Here is an 18,271-nt window from a genome sequence, read left to right as displayed (position 1 = left end):
CGCGACGGCCGTCGGGAACGGCCGGCACTGGTGCGACTGGAGCGTCGCGCAGCGACTGCAGGATCGTAGGCGGGGCTTTCAAGCCCCGACGCGGCGGCACGACGACATCAACATGCAATCGCCCTGCGGCGAGCCCCTGCCACATTGCCGGTTGCGCGGCTGGTGATGCAGCATAGGTTCAGCCCCGCAGCCAGGTAGAGCTTGCGGCCCGCGTTACCGTCATCGGTCCACGTCCAGGTCGGCTGGTCAATCCTGATGAGACGCCAGGTTCCTGACTCTGACGCCTTGACATACGGTATGCGGTGTCCGTATCTTGTGGCTGCAAAGACGGAGAGCTTCTGGCACAAATGTGCGGCAGAAGTGCGGTAGCGTGGGATGAGTACCGCACAAGCTGATTCTGGCGCTGAAGGCCCTGGGCCACTTCGCCCTGGTGACCTGCCGATCCTGCTGAGTCGGGCGTGGTGCGGGCCTTGACGAGCAGCCGCTCGATTCGGGCGCGTGGGGGCAAGGCCCTTGGGCGCGTCGGCGGCCTCGGTTGCTTCTCTGCAGAAGCGTATGTCGTCTCCTCGTGAGGCGTCGCCCCCATCTGCGTCTCCGCCGGAGACGTTGTCCCGCGCCCCTTCTCGCAGGCTGTCCATCGGCAGCCGAACCGCGCGCTCTACGATCGCGGTCTGCTCCCCGGGGCCGGCCGTATCCGGATGGGCGGGGCCCCTGCCAGCGCAGGCAGACCGAGGGACACCGCAAGGGGAGTCGCTCTGATGCCTGACGTGATCTCTGGCTGATGGTGGCTGCCGCCAGTTTCGCCACAATGCCTCGTCGAACGTCTCCTCCGCGCCCAGTTCAGCTTCGGCGCCGCGCGCAGCGCCGATCCTGTCACGCCACCGGGGCCTGCGTCGCGCCGGTAATCGCCCCCTTGACACCGAGAGTCGCCAAGTAGGCGAGGAGATGACGCCGTTGCGTCTCTTAATTGTCGTTCATGGTTTCCCCCCCACCTTTACGGCTGGCGCGGAGCTACGCGCCCAGCGAACGGCGCGTGGTCTCGTCGCGCGAGGAGTGGAGGTCCGTGTTCTGTGCATCGAGTCGGTCCAGGCTCCGCACGGCGAGCAGGGACACGAGGACCGTGTAGAAGACGGCGTGCTCGTCCGTCGCCTCTCGCTGAACATGAACGGTGCGCCCGAGCCGTTCCTCTGGAGCTACGACAATCCGATTGTTGGAGCCGCGACGGCAGAGATCACGGTGGCGTGGCAGCCGTCGATTGTCCACCTCTACAGTGGCTACCTGACCACGGCGAGCGTGATACATGCTGCCCGCAACTATGGCGTGCCAACCGTCGTCTCGCTCACCGACTACTGGTGGCTGTGCCACCGGATCATCCTGGTGCGCACGAGCGGCGCCAGATGTGATGGACCAACGCCGGAAGCGTGTGCTGCCTGCTTCCGTCAGCGCCGTCGCAGGCACCGAGTCCCCAGCAAGGTCTGGCCTCGGGCGACGGAGTTTGTCTGGCAGTTGTCGGATGCGCTCAAGGGGTCCCAGTCTGAGGTGCAGCGGCAACGGGACCGCACCGACGTGCTCATGCGGGCGCTGGACGACGTGACGGCAATGATCGCACCGTCCCAGTACCTCGCCAACCAGTACATCCAGGCCGGTGTTCGGCCGGACAAGATTCGCGTTCATCGTCAGGGTGTCGAATTGCAGCGGGTTCCGCCGGTGCCGGCGGAAGCGCTTCGCGTTGGATATCTCGGGCAGATGAAGGCACACAAAGGCGTCCATACGCTTCTCGAAGCCTGGCCGAAGCTCCGTGGCAACCGTGCGCGGCGTCTTGTACTCTACGGAGCGGCCAGCGGTGAGTCCCGGTATGCTGAGCGGGTGCGGTCGATGCTTCATCAACTGCGGGATGTGACGTGGGACGGTCACTTCGCATCAGAGCAGTTGTGGTCCGTCCTGGCGAATCTGGACGTCATCGTTGTGCCCTCGCGGTGGCCCGAAAACAGCCCGAATGTCATTCTGGAAGCCCAGGCGATGGGAATCCCTGTGATCGGCACGGACCTCGGTGGTATTCCTGAGCTCGTCACACACGATCGGAATGGCCTGCTCTTCGCAGCCGACGATGCCGCCGATCTCGCTCGTCAGCTTCAGCGGCTCCTTGATGAGCCGGACTTGCTGCCACGTCTGCGGCAGCACGCGATTCCAGTCGAATCGGTGGACGTCGAGCTCGACCGGCTCAGCGACCTGTACGCCGAGATCGTGGATGTCTCCTCGACGACCGTGATCCCCACCCTGGAGCCGACGGCCGGGCCGGGACATGGCTGACGCGCGTACGGTGGCTCAGAGCCGTGACGTCGCCAGAATCCTGGTGAGGAACTCGCTCGTCGTCACGGCTGGCGGTGTCGTTCTGAAGGTGTTGAACGTCAGTTACACGCTCTTGATGGTTCGGCTCCTGGGTGAGGTGGGATTCGGCCAATACTCGACGGTGATTGCGTTCTGCGGCATCTTCGGGGTGTTTTTCGAGCTGGGCGTCGCCCAGTACGTGCAGCGTTCGATTGCGCAAGACTCCGACCGTGTCCTCGATCTCTTCTGGAATCTTGTCGCGGTTCGCCTGCTGCTGGCCGTGGCTGGGAGCCTGAGCATCGTCATGCTCGCGGTCGTCCTCGGTTACTCGACGACCGTTGTCCTTGGCGTATTCCTGCTGACGGCCACGTATCTGCCTGCGGCGTTCCTGATGCCGTTGATGACGGTGCTGACAGCAAACGAGCGCTTCGATGTTCCTACCGTTGTCCAGATCATCGGTCAACTGCTGACCATAGGTCTGGGGCTGGCCTTGCTGTCACTAGGGCAGGGGTTCCTGGCCCTCCTGTACACTGGCTGGGTCGTTATGCCAATTCAGGTTGGGCTGTGTGTATGGGCGATGCGGCGGACAAAGATCAGTCTTCCAAGATGGAAGGTATCGCCACGGACTTGGATCCCACTTGTCCGTGCGAGTCTGCCGTTTGGGCTTACGGCTATCGCGCTCACCTACAACTTCAGCGCAGACGCAGTGATCCTCGGATATTGGCATGGCGATGCTGTTGTCGGCTGGTACAGTGCTGCATATCGCCTTGTCTTTAATCTCGTAGCGATGGTTGGCGGATTTCTGGTAGTGATCACCCCTTCGCTCACCCGTGAGTATATGACAGACCCCGCTCGCGTTGGGCGGATTGTCCGCTTGAGTGTACAAGGGATGATGTTGCTGTCACTGCCGGCAGCCGTTGGCGTCTCCATTCTCGCAGGACCGATTGTCAGGCTGCTGTACGGCGACGCCTACGAACCGTCCGGGCCGATCCTCGCGCTGATCTGTTGGGACGTACCGTTGTTGCTCTTCAACGCATTCTGCGGCAACGTCACCGCCGCCATTCACCTGGAGCGCGAGGCTGCCAGGATCTATCTCCTGAGTGCCGTCGTGAACGTGGGGCTCAACCTGCTGCTGATTCCGCTGTACGGGGCACAGGCTGCCGCACTCGCGACCCTCGTCAGCGATGGCCTGTCAGCCGTTCGCTTTGTCGCGCTGCTCCACCAGCCCGTTGAGCTTGGCAGGATCGGCATGCAGGTCGCCCGCGTCGTGCTGGCCACCGTGCTGATGGGCGCCGTCGTCTGGATGACTCGCTCGCTTGAGCTGCCGCTGAGCATCATCGCCGGCGGCCTGAGCTTCTCAGCATTGGCGGTGCTGCTCCGCCTGGTGGAGCCACGTGCGCTCATCACGCAACCGCGCCGCCTTCTCGGCATGATCTCGTAGACAGGGGCCGGACATGAGTGGCATCCTCGGTTACGTTGCCCCTGGCTCGCGCCATGAGGTGGAACGGGTCGCACATCGCATGGCTGAGTCCATGCGGCATCGGCCGTACCACCAGGCGCACGTGGTCGCAGTGGATGATGGGATCGCTCTAGGCCGCATCAGCATCGGCATCCTGAATCGGGCCTCGCAGCCTGCTCGTAGCCATGACGGGCAAGTCTCCCTCTGGCTGTGCGGCGAGTATTACCACCAGGCCCGTCTGCGTGCGGCGCTCGTCAATGAGGGCAGGTTGCGGCCCGATGCGGATGACGCAGCGCTGGCGCTCGCCGTCTTCCTGCGCGACGGGGCCGCGGGCCTGTCGGCACTCGACGGCTCCTTTCTCGTCGCCATCTGGGACGGGCGCGTCCGTCGCCTCACGCTCGTCAACGACCGCTTCGGGTTGTACCCGCACGTCGTCACCAGGCTGTCGCGTGGGATCGCTTTTGCGCCCGAACTCAAGGGCCTGCTTGCCATTGATGGTGTCTCGCGGAGGCTGGACCAGCGCGCACTCGCCGAGTACATTCGATTTCAGCAGCTGTTGGGGGAGAAGACCTGGTTCGAGAGCATCAGCCTGCTTCCGGCCGCGTCGATCCTGCAGTACGAGCCGGACCGCGATCGGCTCGATGTGACGGCGTACTGGGACTGGGACGCCATCGAGCCACAGCCTTCCATCGGGTTCGAGGAGGCTGTCGAAGAGGCCGGCCGCCTCTTTCAGCGCGCCATCGATGCGATGGTCACGCCGCCACTTCGCACGGGCGTCTACCTGAGTGGCGGACTCGACGGTCGAGCGATCCTCGGGTTTCTGGAGGGCCGGGGACAGGCCACGACGATCACCTTCGGCGCACGTGAGAGCCGCGATGTTGTCTATGCCGCTGAGCTTGCGCGTCGCGCCGGCAGCGCGCATCACTGGTTCCCGCTGGCCGATGGACAATGGATCCACGAGTACGCCTCGCTTCACCTGGCGCTGACCGAGGGCATGCATAGCTGGATCCACGCGCACGGCATGAGCACCCTCGACCGTGCGCGAGAGCTGATCGACGTCAATCTGAGTGGCTGGGATGGGGGCACCACCCTCGGCGGTTACATCGTGGACTATGACCGTGACAGTGTCTACCGGCATCCTCCGAGCGAACTCGATCTTGCCCAGCGCCTTTTCGATGCGTTCTGTCAGCGCGCAACCTGGCCCGGGCTCACGGAGGCGGAGGAAGCGACACTCCTCGGTTCGCGGTTCCGTCATCTACGTGGCCTTGCGTTCGACTCGTTCCGCGAAGAGCTTGCCCGGTCCGCGCACTACACGCCAGATCGGCGAGCCGACTGGTTCTACATCCGTCAGCGCGTCCTGCGGTCGACGGTCAACATGGTGGTCTTCACGCGCTCGGCTATCGAGGTGCGCTGTCCGTTCTTTGACTACGATTTCCTGACCTTTCTCTATGCCCTGCCCGAAGAGATCCGGACGACGCCGCACCTCCAGCGTGCGGTCATCACGCGCCGCGCCCCGCACCTTGCTCGCGTCCCGTGCGACCGAGATGATCGGCTGCCCCATGCAAATCCACTGATTCGCCGGCCTCATGCCGCCGTCCAGCGAGTCAAGTCCGCAGTCAATCGACGGATCGCGCCGATCTTCCCGTCGCGTCCCCGTCTCTACGCTGACTACGAGCAGTATCTGCGGACGGACCTGCGAGGATGGGGTGAGCAGGTACTCTTCTCGCCGCGGACTGAAGCCCGAGGCCTCTTCGATCCAGAGGCGGTGCGAGCGCTCTGGAATCGGCATCAGGCTGGCACAGAGCTCTGGACGATTGGAAAGATCGCTCCGCTGATGACCATGGAGCTCGTGCTGCGGGCGCTGCATGACGAAGACCCCATGCCGTACCCAGCGCTTGACCTGGGCACGGCTGGCCGCTTCCTGAGCGTGTCAGCCGACGCGTAGCGACGATCCCACCGGCGTCTGGCTGGAACCAGGGAGCCGTGACCATCCTTGTCTGAGCGATGGCAGTGAGACGGTCGTCATCCCGCCGCGGTGTTCACCAGCAACGACTCGCAACTATCCGCTGGACGTGCGGACCAGTGCATCGGGGGGCCGAAGTGTCGCGGAAACATGACGTTCGCTCGGAGCGTGAGCCGATCGCGATCATCGGCATCGGCTGCCGCTATCCTGGCGGCATCACATCAGCGGCATCGTTCTGGCGTGTCTTGCACGATGGCACAGACGCAGTGAGAACGCTTCCACAGGTTCTCGTCGATTCTATTCCGCCGTATGAGAACCGGGGCGCGCCTGCGGCCGTGAGTGCAAGTGAGTCGGGACGCCGAGTTGGCGGGAAGGTTGGCGGCCTCGATCAGTTCGACGCGTTGTTTTTTCGGATCTCCCCGCGCGAGGCTGAGCGGCTTGATCCGCAGCAACGCCTGCTGCTCGAAGTCGCGTGGGAGGCGCTCGAGGACGGTGGGCAGCCAGCGGCGGCGTTTCGGGGCGCGCGCAGTGGGATCTTCGTTGGTCTGTGGCTCAGTGACTACGAGCAGTATCTGCTCGACGTCTCGGATGAGCCCGACTTCTACATGACCGTGGGCAGCGGGCGATACGCTGCAGCGGGGCGGCTGTCGTATGTGCTCGACTCGCAAGGGCCCAGCCTGACGCTCGACACGGCTTGCTCGTCGTCGCTTGTCGCGGTGCATCTGGCCTGTCGCAGTATTTGGCAAGGCGAGGTCGATATCGCGCTTGCCGGTGGCGCGAACGTCATCCTCGCGAATCATATCAACACCGCGTACTCCCGGGCGGGCATGCTGGCGCCAGACGGACGCTGCAAGTTTGGCGATGCGAGTGCCAATGGCTATGTGCGCAGCGATGGAGCCGCTGCCGTGATCTTGAAGCCGCTCTCTCGCGCGCTTGCTGATGGCGATCCGATCTACGCCCTGATTCGCGGCAGCGCCGTCAACAACGACGGCCAGACTGGCGGCCATCTCGTCACGCCGGCTACGGAAGGGCAACAGCGACTCCTGCACGCCGCGTATCTTGATGCCGGAGTTGAGCCGAGCGAGGTCGACTATGTCGAGGCGCATGGAACCGGCACGGCAGTCGGTGACCCGATAGAACTCCGAGCGCTGGGCGCAGTTGTTGGGCAAGGACGCCCCGCTGATCAGCCCTGTTTCGTAGGGTCAGTGAAGACAAACATCGGGCACACCGAGGGCGCTGCTGGCGTGGCAGGGCTGATCAAGGTCGCGCTTGCGCTCAAGCATGGCGAGATCCCGGCGACGCTCCACTGTGCGACGCCTACTTCAAAGGTGCCTTGGGACGATCTGGCGCTCGCGCTGCCAACTGAGCGGCGTCCGTGGCCCCAGACCGAGCGGCTGTCGCGTGCGGGCGTTAGTTCCTTTGGGATTACCGGTACGAACGCTCACATCGTGCTGGAGGCTGCGCGACACCTTGCGACGACGGTCACTGGATCGCACACGCCCTCCATTGAGGGGCCGGCAATGCTGCCGCTGTCTGGCCACACGCCGGACGCGCTCCGCGCTCGGGCCACGCAGATCGCGGACCTCCTGGATGCCGCCGACCAGCAGGTATCGGTCGCGGATCTCTGCTTCACAGCCTCCGCGCGCCGAACTCACCACGGCGTCCGCTGGGCAGCCGTGTCAGGATCGCGCGAGGAGCTGTCTCAGCAACTTCGTGCGGTGGCTGTCTCTGGCGACGACGCGCTGACGCCTCTGGTGTGTGCACCGCCCGACCAGGGCGGCATTGTCTTTGTATTCCCGGGCCAGGGATCTCAGTGGGTCGGCATGGCTCAGGATCTCCTGGAATCGGAGCCGGTCTTTCGGGCCGCCATCGAGCGGTGCGAGCGCGCATTCCGTCCGTACGTGGATTGGTCGCTGCTCGCCGCGCTGCGCTCGGGGGAGACCTGGGACCGAATCGACGTGGTGCAGCCGGCCCTCTTCGCCATTCAGGTCGGGCTGGCCGAGCTCTGGAAGGACCGGGGCATCCGGCCAGTTGCCGTCGTCGGACATAGCATGGGCGAAGTTGGCGCGGCGTACATCGCGGGGTTGCTCAGCCTCGACGACGCTGCTCTGGTCATCTGCGGGCGTAGCCGGTTGCTGCGCCGGGTCAGCGGTCAGGGGGCGATGGCCGTCGTGGACCTGGCGCTTGCCGATGTCGAACGCGCCTTGGTGGGCTACGAAGATCGACTGTCGATTGCCGTGAGCAACAGCTCGCGGTCAACGGTGATCGCCGGCGCCCCAGACGCGCTGCAGGCTGTGCTGGAGACGCTCCGACAACGTGATGTCTTTTGCCGGGTGATCGGCGTTGACGTCGCGTCACACAGCCCTCAGGTCGAGCCCCTCCAGGGAGATCTGAAGGCTCTGCTGGCCGGACTACGCCCATTGACAGGGTCGGTCCCCTTCTACTCCAGCGTACGTGCTGCCAGGCTCGAAGGGGCGCCGCTCGACGCGGACTACTGGTTCCAGAACCTTCGGCAGCCGGTCCGGTTCGGGCAGACGGTCGGAGTGCTGCTCGACGCCGGTCATCGGGTCTTCATTGAGCTCAGTCCGCACCCGGTGCTGATCTCGTCGTTGCAGCAGTCGGTGCGCGAGTCAGGGCACGATGTGTTGGTGCTGCCCTCGCTGCGGCGCGAGACAGCGGCCGAGGCCACGCTCCTGGAATCGCTCGCGACGCTGTACACGGCCGGCTATGACATCAATTGGGCCGCCCTGTATCCCGCCGGCGGCGCGTGTGTGCCACTCCCCGGCTACCCCTGGCAGCGGGAGCGATTCTGGTACGAGCCGTCAAGCCCAACGCCAGCGCACGCTCGGCAGGGGCGTTGGTCGGCGAGTTCCAACCCCGCGCAGTCCGGCCATCCGATAGTCGGAGCGCCGACTCGGCCGGCTACGCAGCCGGACACCTGGATCTGGGAAGGCGAGCTGAGCAGCCACGATCTGTCGAACCTGGCAGGCGTGTCCGCCGGTCCGGCTGTCATCTCGCAGGCGGCCATGGCGCTGGAGTTGTCGCTCGTTGCGGGCGTCGAGGCGCTGGGAACGGATCAGATCACCGTCGAGCGCCTCGTGTTCGACCGTGCGGAGGCCGTGCCTGCTGGTAGCTCGCGAGCGATCCAGTTGGTGCTGACTCAGGCAGCGCCCGACACCGCCGGCCTGCGCGTCTTTGGCCGGAGGGCATTCGACGCGACATGGACCCTGGACGCCACCTCTTTGCTGCGCGCTGGGATAGTCGGCGATGGCGCCGTCGAGACGGCCGCCCCCGGCGATGATGCGCTGACTGGTGCGTTGCACATCCCCGAGACCGTGCCAGCCCACCTGGCGCGGGCGGCGTTGTTGGATGCCGCGCTCCGTCTGCTCGTGACGACGCTGCCCACGGACTCCGGCACGCTCTCACACCGCGTGACCGGTGTGGACCGTGTGCAGATCGTCGCGTGGCCGACGACGCAGGCAGGGCTGCGGGGAACCGTACGCTGGACCTCGTACGGGGCAGTCGGCGACGTCACGATTTCGACCCACCAGGGACGTCCTGTCGCGCATCTCAGCGGGGTCCGGCTGAAAGAGGAATCCGGCACGTCAGGCGATCTGGCAAACGATGGCATCTACGACCTGATCTGGCGTATGACGGCTCCAGTGTCGGTCCCGACCCGATCTGCTGCGTCCGGCTCATGGGTGATCCTGGCGGATGACGGCGGGACCGGCCAGTTGATCGCCGACCTCCTGGCTGCACATGGTCAGCGCTGCACAGTCCTTTCGACGGACGGCTCTCCAACCTCAGGTGACGAGTCGGGGCCTGCGCGCCTCGTTTCAGGTCTCATCACACAGCTTCGGGCTGGGCTGGAGACGGATCAGCCATCGATTAGGGGCATCGTCGATGCGACGGCGCTGAGTGCCAGGGCGCCGGCTGAGCCATCGGATACCCCGGCCACGGCCGCAACTCACAAGGCCCTCAATGCGCTGGCCCTGGCTCGGGCGCTCATGACCCTGGACGAGCGCCAGGCGCCTTCCCTCTGGATCGTCACGGCCGGCGCACAGGCGGTTGGCCCGGTCGCCGCCGAGTCGTCGCTGGCGCAGAGTCCGCTCTGGGGCTTCTGGCGCAGCCTGGCGCTGGAGCAGAACGCGCTCGACTGCCGCCTGCTCGATCTCGAAGCTCAACCGACGACAGCCTCGGTGCGTGCACTCGTGGTCGAGCTCTTGGCGGACCAGAGGACGCGCTCCGATCCCTCCGGCGGACGGGAAGATCAGATTGCATGGCGCGGCGGGCAGCGCTACGTCGCGAGGATGGTTCAGCATGTCGAGCCGGGTCCGCCTGCCAGCAGCGCGAGCGTGCGACTGACGGTCGATGGACATGATGTTCCCCTGCTCTCCCGGAATCTCGACCTTGAAGCTGGCGTGCAGGCATTCCGTCGGCTGGCGGACGGCGCGGATGGCGACCAGATCATGCTGGCGCTCGATCGGCGTATGTCCGCTGCCGTGAACCACGGCGACGGGTCAGCGGTACGGTCTGACGGCGCCTACCTGATCACCGGCGGGCTTGGCGCGCTCGGACTGGCGGTTGCGCAGTGGCTGGTCGAGCGGGGCGCACGGGCTCTCGCACTGGTCGGACGAAGGCCGCCGAGTGTGGCGGCGCAGACGGCCATTGATCGGCTCGAAGAGGCCGGCGCTCGGATACTGGTGGCATCAGCCGACGTTGCTGTCGGTGCGGAGCTCAGCGGCGTCCTGCAGCGCATTGAGACAACCATGCCGCCGCTTCGTGGCGTGATCCACGCAGCCGGGGTACTCGCAGACGCCACGTTGCTGGGGTTGGATGGGCCACGCTTCGTGACCGCGATGGCTCCCAAGGTGGCCGGAGCCTGGAATCTTCACACGCTCACGGCGGCGGCGCCCCTCGACCTGTTCGTGATGTTCTCTTCGGTGACTGCCGTGCTCGGATCGCCGGGGCAGGCAAACTACTCGGCGGCCAATGCGTTCCTCGATGCCCTGGCGCACTATCGTCGGACGAACGGTTTCCCCGGGTTGAGCATCAACTGGGGGCCGTGGTCGTCTATCGGCCTCGCAGCCGCGCATGCTGACCGCGGCGAGAGACTCGTTGCGCGAGGCATTGGCAGCCTGGATCCGACGCAGGCGCTCGGGGTGATGGGACACCTTCTTGATGCGGGCGCCGTCTCCGCTGTCGTCATGCCGTTCGACGTAGATGCCTGGCGCGCCGCCTATCCAGCAGCAGCCAGCGCGGCGCTTTTCTGCGAGCTTCCTGGAGGCGAGGTTGCTGCGGCCGGTGCTGACGCCGGTGCGGCCAGGGTTGCGCGCCAGCCAGGTGAGACAACATCAGTCGACGAGCGTGACAGTGTGCACCGGGGCGCGGTTCGCGGAGAGCCTGCGTCCGGGCGCACGTCGGAACACGCCGATGCTGCGCGGCTGCGACAGCAGCTCGAGGTGGCTGCGCCCTCGGACCGTGTGCGGCTGCTCACCGACACCGTTGTTGAAGCAGCTGCCAGGGTGATGGGGTATCGACCCACCCACACCATCGCCGAGCACCGTGGCTTCTTCACCATGGGCCTGGATTCGCTGACCGCGATCGAGTTGCGGCAACGCCTCGAAACCCGCCTTGGCATCACCTTGCCGTCGACGGTGGCTTTTGACTACCCGACGCCGGTCACTCTCGCAACGTTTCTTGTCCAGCGGCTCTTTCCTGAGCCCGAGTGTCCGCAGACGACACCCGAGCCCGATGCGAGCGCCGACGCCGACTTCAGCCAGATGTCTGACGACGAGCTCCGCGATCTTCTCGATCGAGAGCTTGAGTCGCTGGACGCCAGGAGTCTCCCGTGACCGATCAGAGCCGATCCGCGAACGATCGAGAACAATTGGAACGGGCGCTGCTTGCGCTCCGGCGGGTACGGTCGCGGCTCGATGAGCTCGAACGGGCGCGATCCGAGCCCATCGCCATCGTTGGCATCGGTTGCCGCTTTCCCGGCGGCGTGTATGGCCCAGATGCGTTCTGGGACCTGCTGCGCGATGGGCGCGACGCGATCTCCGAGGTACCGGCGGACCGCTGGCCGATTGATTCGACGCATGCAGACGATCCGAACGTTCCCGGAAAGATTCCTTCGCGCTACGGCGGTTTCCTGGACGACATCGCGGGGTTCGACCCGCACTTCTTCGGCATCTCGCCCCGCGAAGCGAGAGCGATGGACCCTCAGCAGCGGCTCCTGCTGGAAGCCGCCTGGGAGGCGCTCGAAGACGCCGGGTGCGTGCCGTCACGTCTTGCCGGCAGTCCAACCGGAGTCTTCATCGGCATCGGCCTGAATGACTACGGCAAGCTCCAGGTTGTCGATCAGACGCTGTGCCCGGAGCTGATCGACATCTACGTGACCAGCGGAAACGCCTTCTGCATCGCGGCGAATCGGCTTTCGTACACGCTGGACCTTCGCGGGCCGAGCATGGCGATCGACACGGCCTGCTCGTCGTCGCTCGTGGCAGTCCATCAGGCGGTGCGCAGCCTTCGCAACGGCGAGTGTTCGCTTGCACTCGCGGGGGGCGCGAACGTCATTCTCGGTCCGTCTACGTCGATCAGCCTCGCCAAGTTCCTCGCCCCCGACGGCCGCTGCAAGTTCGGCGACGCCCGCGCAGACGGCTACGTGCGCGCCGAAGGTGCCGCGGTCGTCACGCTCAAGCCGCTGGCACGGGCGCAAGCCGATGGCAACCGCATCTACGCTGTCATTCGAGGGTCCGCCACCAACCAGGATGGCTACAGCAGCGGCCTGACCGTACCCAACGGTGTCGCGCAGCAGGCGTTGATCAGCCAGGCGCTCGCTGATGCGCAGGTGGAGCCGCATCGGATCAGCTACGTCGAGGCGCACGGTACGGGCACGCGCCTTGGGGACCCTATCGAGCTGCACGCCATCAGTGCGGCGCTGGGTGCTGGCAGGGCAGCAGGCGACATCTGCGCCGTTGGGTCGGTCAAGACCAATGTCGGTCATCTCGAAGCGGCCGCGGGCATCGCCGGGCTGATCAAGCTGGCGTTGTCGCTCCACCACGGCGAGCTTCCTGCGAGTCTGCACTACGCGGAGCCGAATCCGGAGATCCCCTATGAGCGGCTGGGCTTGCGGGTCCAGGATCGACTGACGCCATGGACGTCCGACGACGGGACGCGCCTGGCTGGCGTGAGCTCGTTCGGGTTTGGTGGCGCCAACGCCCACGTTATTCTTGAGTCGTATTCGCCAGGGCTGGCGGAGCCTGCGGCCCTTCCTCTCACACCCAGCCGACAGCTTCTCACCTTGTCAGCCAGAGACGAGCAGGCGCTCAAGGCACAGGCCCAGCAGTTCGCCGCCTTCGTGGCCGCTGCCGACCCTGCTGCTCTGGGCGATATCTGCCATACCACCAACGCGGGCCGCACCTCGTTCGAGCGCCGCCTCGCCGTCGTTGCGGAGATGCCGGCGGAGATGGCTGACCGTCTCCTTCGGTTCTCTCACGGTGATGGGGCGGCCAGCGACACCGGCCTCGTGATGGGAAACGGGGTCAGCCGGGCGGCGCCGTCGGTCGCGTTTCTGTTCACGGGGCAAGGATCGCAATACGCTGGGATGGGGCGACAACTCTACGAATCTCAGTCCGTGTTCCGCGACGCCGTCGACCGGTGCGCGGTGCTGCTCGATCCGCTGCTGGAACGGCCCATTCGCGACGTGCTGTTCGCCGATGGTGGTGCTGCCGCGCTGGTCGATCGGACGGCCTACACCCAGCCAGCCCTCTTCACGTTGGAGTACGCGTTGGCTGAGCTGTGGCGAAGCTGGGGGATCGTCCCGGCGGCGGTGCTCGGACACAGCATCGGCGAGTACGTGGCAGCCTGCGTGGCGGGCGTCGTCAGCCTTGAGGATGCGGCGCGGCTGGTCGCTGCGCGCGGTCGACTCATGCAAGCGCTCCCGGCGGGCGGGGCGATGGCTGCCGTGTTTGCCTCCGAGGCGCATGTCAGCGCTGTCCTCAGTGGGTACGAGGACCGTCTGTCTATCGCCGCGATCAACGAGCCTGGTCAGGTTGTCATCTCGGGTGAGAGCAGTGCGCTCGACGCCGTGCTGGAGCAATTGCTTGCCGGGGCGGTGAAGCATCGGCGGCTGACCGTCTCACACGCGTTCCACTCTCCCTTGATGGAGCCGATGCTCCAGGAGTTCGGGAACGTTGCCGAGTCCATCGCGTATCGACCGCCCGAGATTCCCCTGGTCTCGAATGTGACCGGACAGCTCTGGCCGGCTGGCGAGGCGCCGACTGCCGAGTACTGGCAGCGTCAGGTGCGCGAGGCGGTGCGCTTCGCTGATGGCGTCGTTGCGCTGCATCGTGCGGGACACCAGCTGTTTCTGGAGATCGGCCCCACACCGGCACTCTCGGCTGCTGCTGCCCGCTCGCTGCCTGAGGGCGAGGCGCAGTCCGTCCCGTCTCTTCGGCGGGGCGCTGACGACTGGCAAGCTTTGCTTGAAAGCCTGGCCGCACTGTACGTCCGTGGCGTCGATGTAGACTGGTCTGGGTTCAGTCGGCCATATGGGTATCGGCCTGTGCGCGTGCCCACCTACCCGTTCCAACGGCAGCGCTGTTGGTATGAATCGGCAGAACAGGCAGCGCGACCGGCGTCGCTGCCTGTGGTGGCTCAAGGCGGCGCACACCCCTTGCTCGGCCGGAGGATTGACTCCCCTATCGTTGACGGCGCGATCTTCGAGACGCAGATCAGCCCGTCCTGGCCCGTCTTTCTCGATGAGCACCGCCTCCACGGCGTTCCGGTCGTTCCGGCGGCCGCGTACATCGAGCAGGCAGCGGCGGCGGCACATGACCTGTTCGGGGCTGGCCCGCTCCAGATGGAGCACATCCTGATCCAGGAGGCCCTGGAACTCGGATCGGGCGTCCCCCAGCGCGTCCAGGTCATTGTGCGCGCTGCGTCCGACGAGATGGTGACCTTCGAGGTGTTCAGCGCGGCGCCGCCTCCAGCCGATTCGCAGTCGGCCAAGGGCAACTGGCGGCTTCATGCCAGTGGACGGCTTCGCCGTGAGCTGGCGACGTCGCACCCAAGTGAGGGTGAGACCTCCGCTGCCCCCTCCATTGCCGCGGGCGAGGCGGCGTGCCCGGAATCGCTGAACCTGGACGCGTTCTACCGTCGAGTCGAGCGACAGGGGATGGCGTACGGGCATCGGTTTCGCGGGCTTCGGGAGCTGCGACATGGTGACCGTCAGGCGGTCGGGCTGGTCGTGCTGCCGGCGCACGTTGATGATGCTGACTGCTACCAGATTCATCCTGTACTCCTCGATGCGTGCCTGCAGACGTTCGTAGCTGCCCTGCCGAGCGGGGAGGACGAAGCCGAGAAGCCGATCTTCGTGCCCGTGAGCATCGAGCGGTTCACCATCACCGCACGGCCGGGGAGAGAGGTCCGGGTCTACGTTCGCCTTGAGCATCACGACGACCGCGCCGGCATGCTCGTCGGCGATCTCTGGGTCTACGACGCCGACGGGCGGCTGTGTGTCCACGCATTGGGTGTGCATTTCAAGCGGGCGTCGCGTGAAGCGTTGGAACGACTGGCCCGGCGAGCAGGTTCTGATCAGCACGCGCAGACTGATTGGTTCTACGAGATCAACTGGAAGCCGGCCGCCTCCATCCTGCCAGACCGGGCGGACACGCTGACCGAGGGGGGGCGCTGGTTGGTCTTCACCGATCGGCAAGGCGTCGGCGATCTGCTGGCTCGGAGGCTTGAGGCGCGCGGTGCGTCAGTGGTTCAGGTCTCGGCGGGCTCGGCGCTGGCGCAGCACGGTCAGCGCTCATGGACCGTCGATCCTGGCAACCCGTCGCATCTGGTGACGCTTCTGTGTGCGGCGAAGGAGGATGCCGAGCCATGGCGCGGCATCATTCAGTGCTGGGGGCTCGATCCGCGGACCGGCCCGGACGGGCTTGCGGCCGGAGCCAGTTCGCACGTCGAGGTGCAGGCCCCGGCGTGCCAGAGCACGCTCCACATCGCCCAGGCGCTCGCCGGTCATCTCGGGACGCGGCTCTGGCTGGTGACCAGCGGGGCACAGGCAGTCAACGACGGGGTGGAGATCGCCGTCGATCAGGCGCCGCTCTGGGGACTGTCGAGGACCATCCTCCGGGAGCGGCCGGAGACGCGGGCGACCGCTGTCGACCTCGATCCCGCCGATCCGATGGGCTCGGTTGATGCGCTTCTGGCGGAGCTCCTGGCTGACGGCGACGAGCGGGAGATCGCGCTCCGCGCCGGCCAGCGCCTGTGCCCGCGGCTGCGACCGCGTCGGACCCTGTCAGACACCCAGCCCGTGTACCTCGATGCCCCACGGAGGGGTGTGCTCGACCATTTGACCCTGCTTCCGCTCGCTCGCCGTGCGCCCGGATCCGGAGAGGTAGAGATCGAGGTTCGTGCGAGCGGACTCAACTTCCGAGATGTCCTGGCCGTCCTCGATCTGTACCCCGGTGGCGTGGACCGCCTCGGCAACGAGTGCGCTGGCGTCGTCGTACGGGTGGGCGCCGCTGTCACCGGGCCGCGGGTGGGCGACGAGGTCATCGCCGTCGCGGAAGGCAGCCACCGGTCGTTCGTGCTGGCAGACGCCCGTTTGAGCGTGCCGAAGCCCGCTGAGCTGAGCTTTGAGGAGGCGGCGACGCTCCCAATCGCCTACCTCACGGCCTGGTACGGGCTGCGAACCCTCGCCCGGCTGAAGTCGGGCGAGCGCGTCCTCATCCATGCGGCCACGGGAGGCGTTGGGCTGGCTGCCGTGCGGCTCGCACAGCAGCTTGGCGCAGAAGTCTTCGCGACAGCCGGCAGCGTCGAGAAGCGCGCTCACCTGCAGCATCTCGGCGTGCGGCACATCTTCAATTCACGCACGACGGACTTCTACGGCGAGGTGATGACGGCGACAGGTGGCGAGGGTGTCGACGTCGTGCTCAACTCACTGACGGACGAGCTGTTGGCGCGGAGCATCGACTGCGTCGCTGCACGTGGCCGTTTCGTCGAGATCGGGCGGCGTGGCATCTGGACGCCGGAGAGCGTTGCAGCACGTCGCCCTGATATCGCGTATCTGCCGTTTCTGCTGGGCGAGGTCTGCCAGCGCGACCCCGAGATGATCGGCGCGGCGCTGCGCGAGATCGTGGATCAGGTGGGCCAGCGAACACTCGCACCCCTTCCGCTCCGAGCGTTTCGCTTCGCACAGGCCAGGCAGGCGTTCCACCAGATGGCCCAGGCGAGGCACATCGGGAAGCTTGTCTTGTGCGCCGACGCCTCACGCGGGCGTCAACACCCGGCCGCCGCGCGGGGTGATGGGGCGTACCTCATCACGGGCGGCCTCGGAGGAATAGGCCTGGCGGCCGCTCGCTCGCTGGCCGAACAGGGCGCTGGCTTGATCGCCCTCGTGGGGCGGCGCACCCCGTCGGAGCACGCGGCCAAGGAGATCGCGGCGCTGCAAAACGCTGGCAGCCGCGTCCTGGTCTGCCAGGCTGACGTGGCAGCGTTGGATCAACTTGCCGAGGTCTTCGCGCTGATCGACCAGACCGGCCTGCCGCTTCGCGGTGTGATCCACGCGGCCGGTGTCCTCGACGATGGCGTGCTGCAAGAGCAAACCTGGGAACGCTTCGCACAGGTGCTTGCACCAAAGCTCAGCGGGACGGTGAACCTGCACACGTTCACGCGTGAGCGTGATCTGGACTTCTTTGTCCTCTGCTCGGCCGGCGCGGCGTTGACTGGCGCGGCCGGGCAGAGCAGCTACGTCGCGGCAAACGCTTTCCTTGACGGGTTTGCACACTGGCGGCAGCGTCAGGGGCTTCCAGCGCTCAGCATCAACTGGGGGCCGTGGGCGGAGACGGGGATGACGGCGTCTCTCCGTTCGCAAGACCGGCAGCGCCTATCCGATGCCGGGCTGCTCAGCTTTTCAACTGCGGACGGCCTCGCAGCGCTTGAGCAGTCGCTCACGCTCGACGTGCCACAGATCGCCGCGCTGCCGCTGAACCAGCGCGCACTGAGCGAACTCGCCGCGCACGGCGGCGTGCCAACGCTCTTCCAGGACCTGGCGCAGTCCAACCCTGCTCAAGAGTCAAAGGCCATGCCCCCGGGTGTGCAGCAGCGGATCGCCGATGCGCCGCCGAGCCAGCGCCGCTCCCTCGTGCAGGTGTTCGTACGCGAGCATGTAGGGCGGGTCATGAACTTCGACCCCTCGCTCATAGTCGATCCGACCCGCCCGCTGTCAGAGCTCGGGCTTGACTCGCTGATGGCCGTCGAGCTGAGAAACAGTCTGGCTGCCGGCCTGGGACTGGCGCTCTCCCCGACGCTGCTCTTCGAGTGCCCAACCATCGACGCGCTGGTTGGACACCTGCTGACGGACCACCTGGACGGTGCGGCGGAGCTCCCGAAGACGCCTTCGTCCGCGGACGCATCTGCGCGAACGAAGGCTGTGCATGAACTGGCGCAGCTCTCCGACCAGGAGGCTGAGCAGGTGCTGCTGGCCGAGCTTGGCCTGGCTGGATAGGAAC

At 66.2% G+C, this 18,271-nt stretch carries 5 protein-coding genes; all 5 read left to right on the top strand.

Annotation, left to right across the window (positions count from 1 at the left end):
* The first annotated feature begins 945 nt into the window (after positions 1–945).
* The 5 genes from IT306_09500 to IT306_09480 all read left to right on the top strand — a co-directional run bounded on the left by IT306_09500 (position 946) and on the right by IT306_09480 (position 18,267).
* Positions 946–2,310 (top strand): glycosyltransferase family 4 protein, encoded by a 1,365-nt coding sequence (locus IT306_09500; GenBank protein ID MCC7368647.1) that lies wholly within the window; start codon positions 946–948, stop codon positions 2,308–2,310.
* Positions 2,303–3,769: a flippase gene (locus IT306_09495; GenBank protein ID MCC7368646.1), complete on the top strand. Its 1,467-nt coding sequence runs from the start codon at positions 2,303–2,305 to the stop codon at positions 3,767–3,769. Before IT306_09500 ends, IT306_09495 begins: the two co-directional genes overlap by 8 nt.
* Positions 3,770–3,848: 79 nt before the next feature.
* Positions 3,849–5,732, top strand: a complete 1,884-nt coding sequence (locus IT306_09490) for a hypothetical protein (GenBank protein MCC7368645.1) — start codon at positions 3,849–3,851, stop codon at positions 5,730–5,732.
* Positions 5,733–5,869: 137 nt separating this feature from the next.
* Positions 5,870–11,605, top strand: coding sequence for a type I polyketide synthase (locus tag IT306_09485; GenBank protein MCC7368644.1), 5,736 nt, complete (start codon positions 5,870–5,872; stop codon positions 11,603–11,605).
* Positions 11,602–18,267 carry a type I polyketide synthase gene (locus IT306_09480; protein ID MCC7368643.1) on the top strand — a complete coding sequence of 2,222 codons (6,666 nt, stop codon included), beginning with the start codon at positions 11,602–11,604 and terminating at the stop codon, positions 18,265–18,267. Before IT306_09485 ends, IT306_09480 begins: the two co-directional genes overlap by 4 nt.
* The last annotated feature ends 4 nt before the right edge of the window (positions 18,268–18,271 follow it).

Source organism: Chloroflexota bacterium (assembly GCA_020850535.1).
Classification (GTDB): Bacteria; Chloroflexota; UBA6077; order UBA6077; family JACCZL01; genus JADZEM01.
The sequence above is the reverse complement of the archived record's forward strand: the minus strand, read 5'-3'. Positions and strand labels throughout refer to the sequence as shown.

Coding starts and splice junctions, on each gene's coding strand:
- IT306_09500 (MCC7368647.1), top strand. CDS start 946: ATGACGCCGTTGCGTCTCTTAATTGTCGTTCATGGTTTCCCCCCCACC.
- IT306_09495 (MCC7368646.1), top strand. CDS start 2,303: ATGGCTGACGCGCGTACGGTGGCTCAGAGCCGTGACGTCGCCAGAATC.
- IT306_09490 (MCC7368645.1), top strand. CDS start 3,849: ATGGCTGAGTCCATGCGGCATCGGCCGTACCACCAGGCGCACGTGGTC.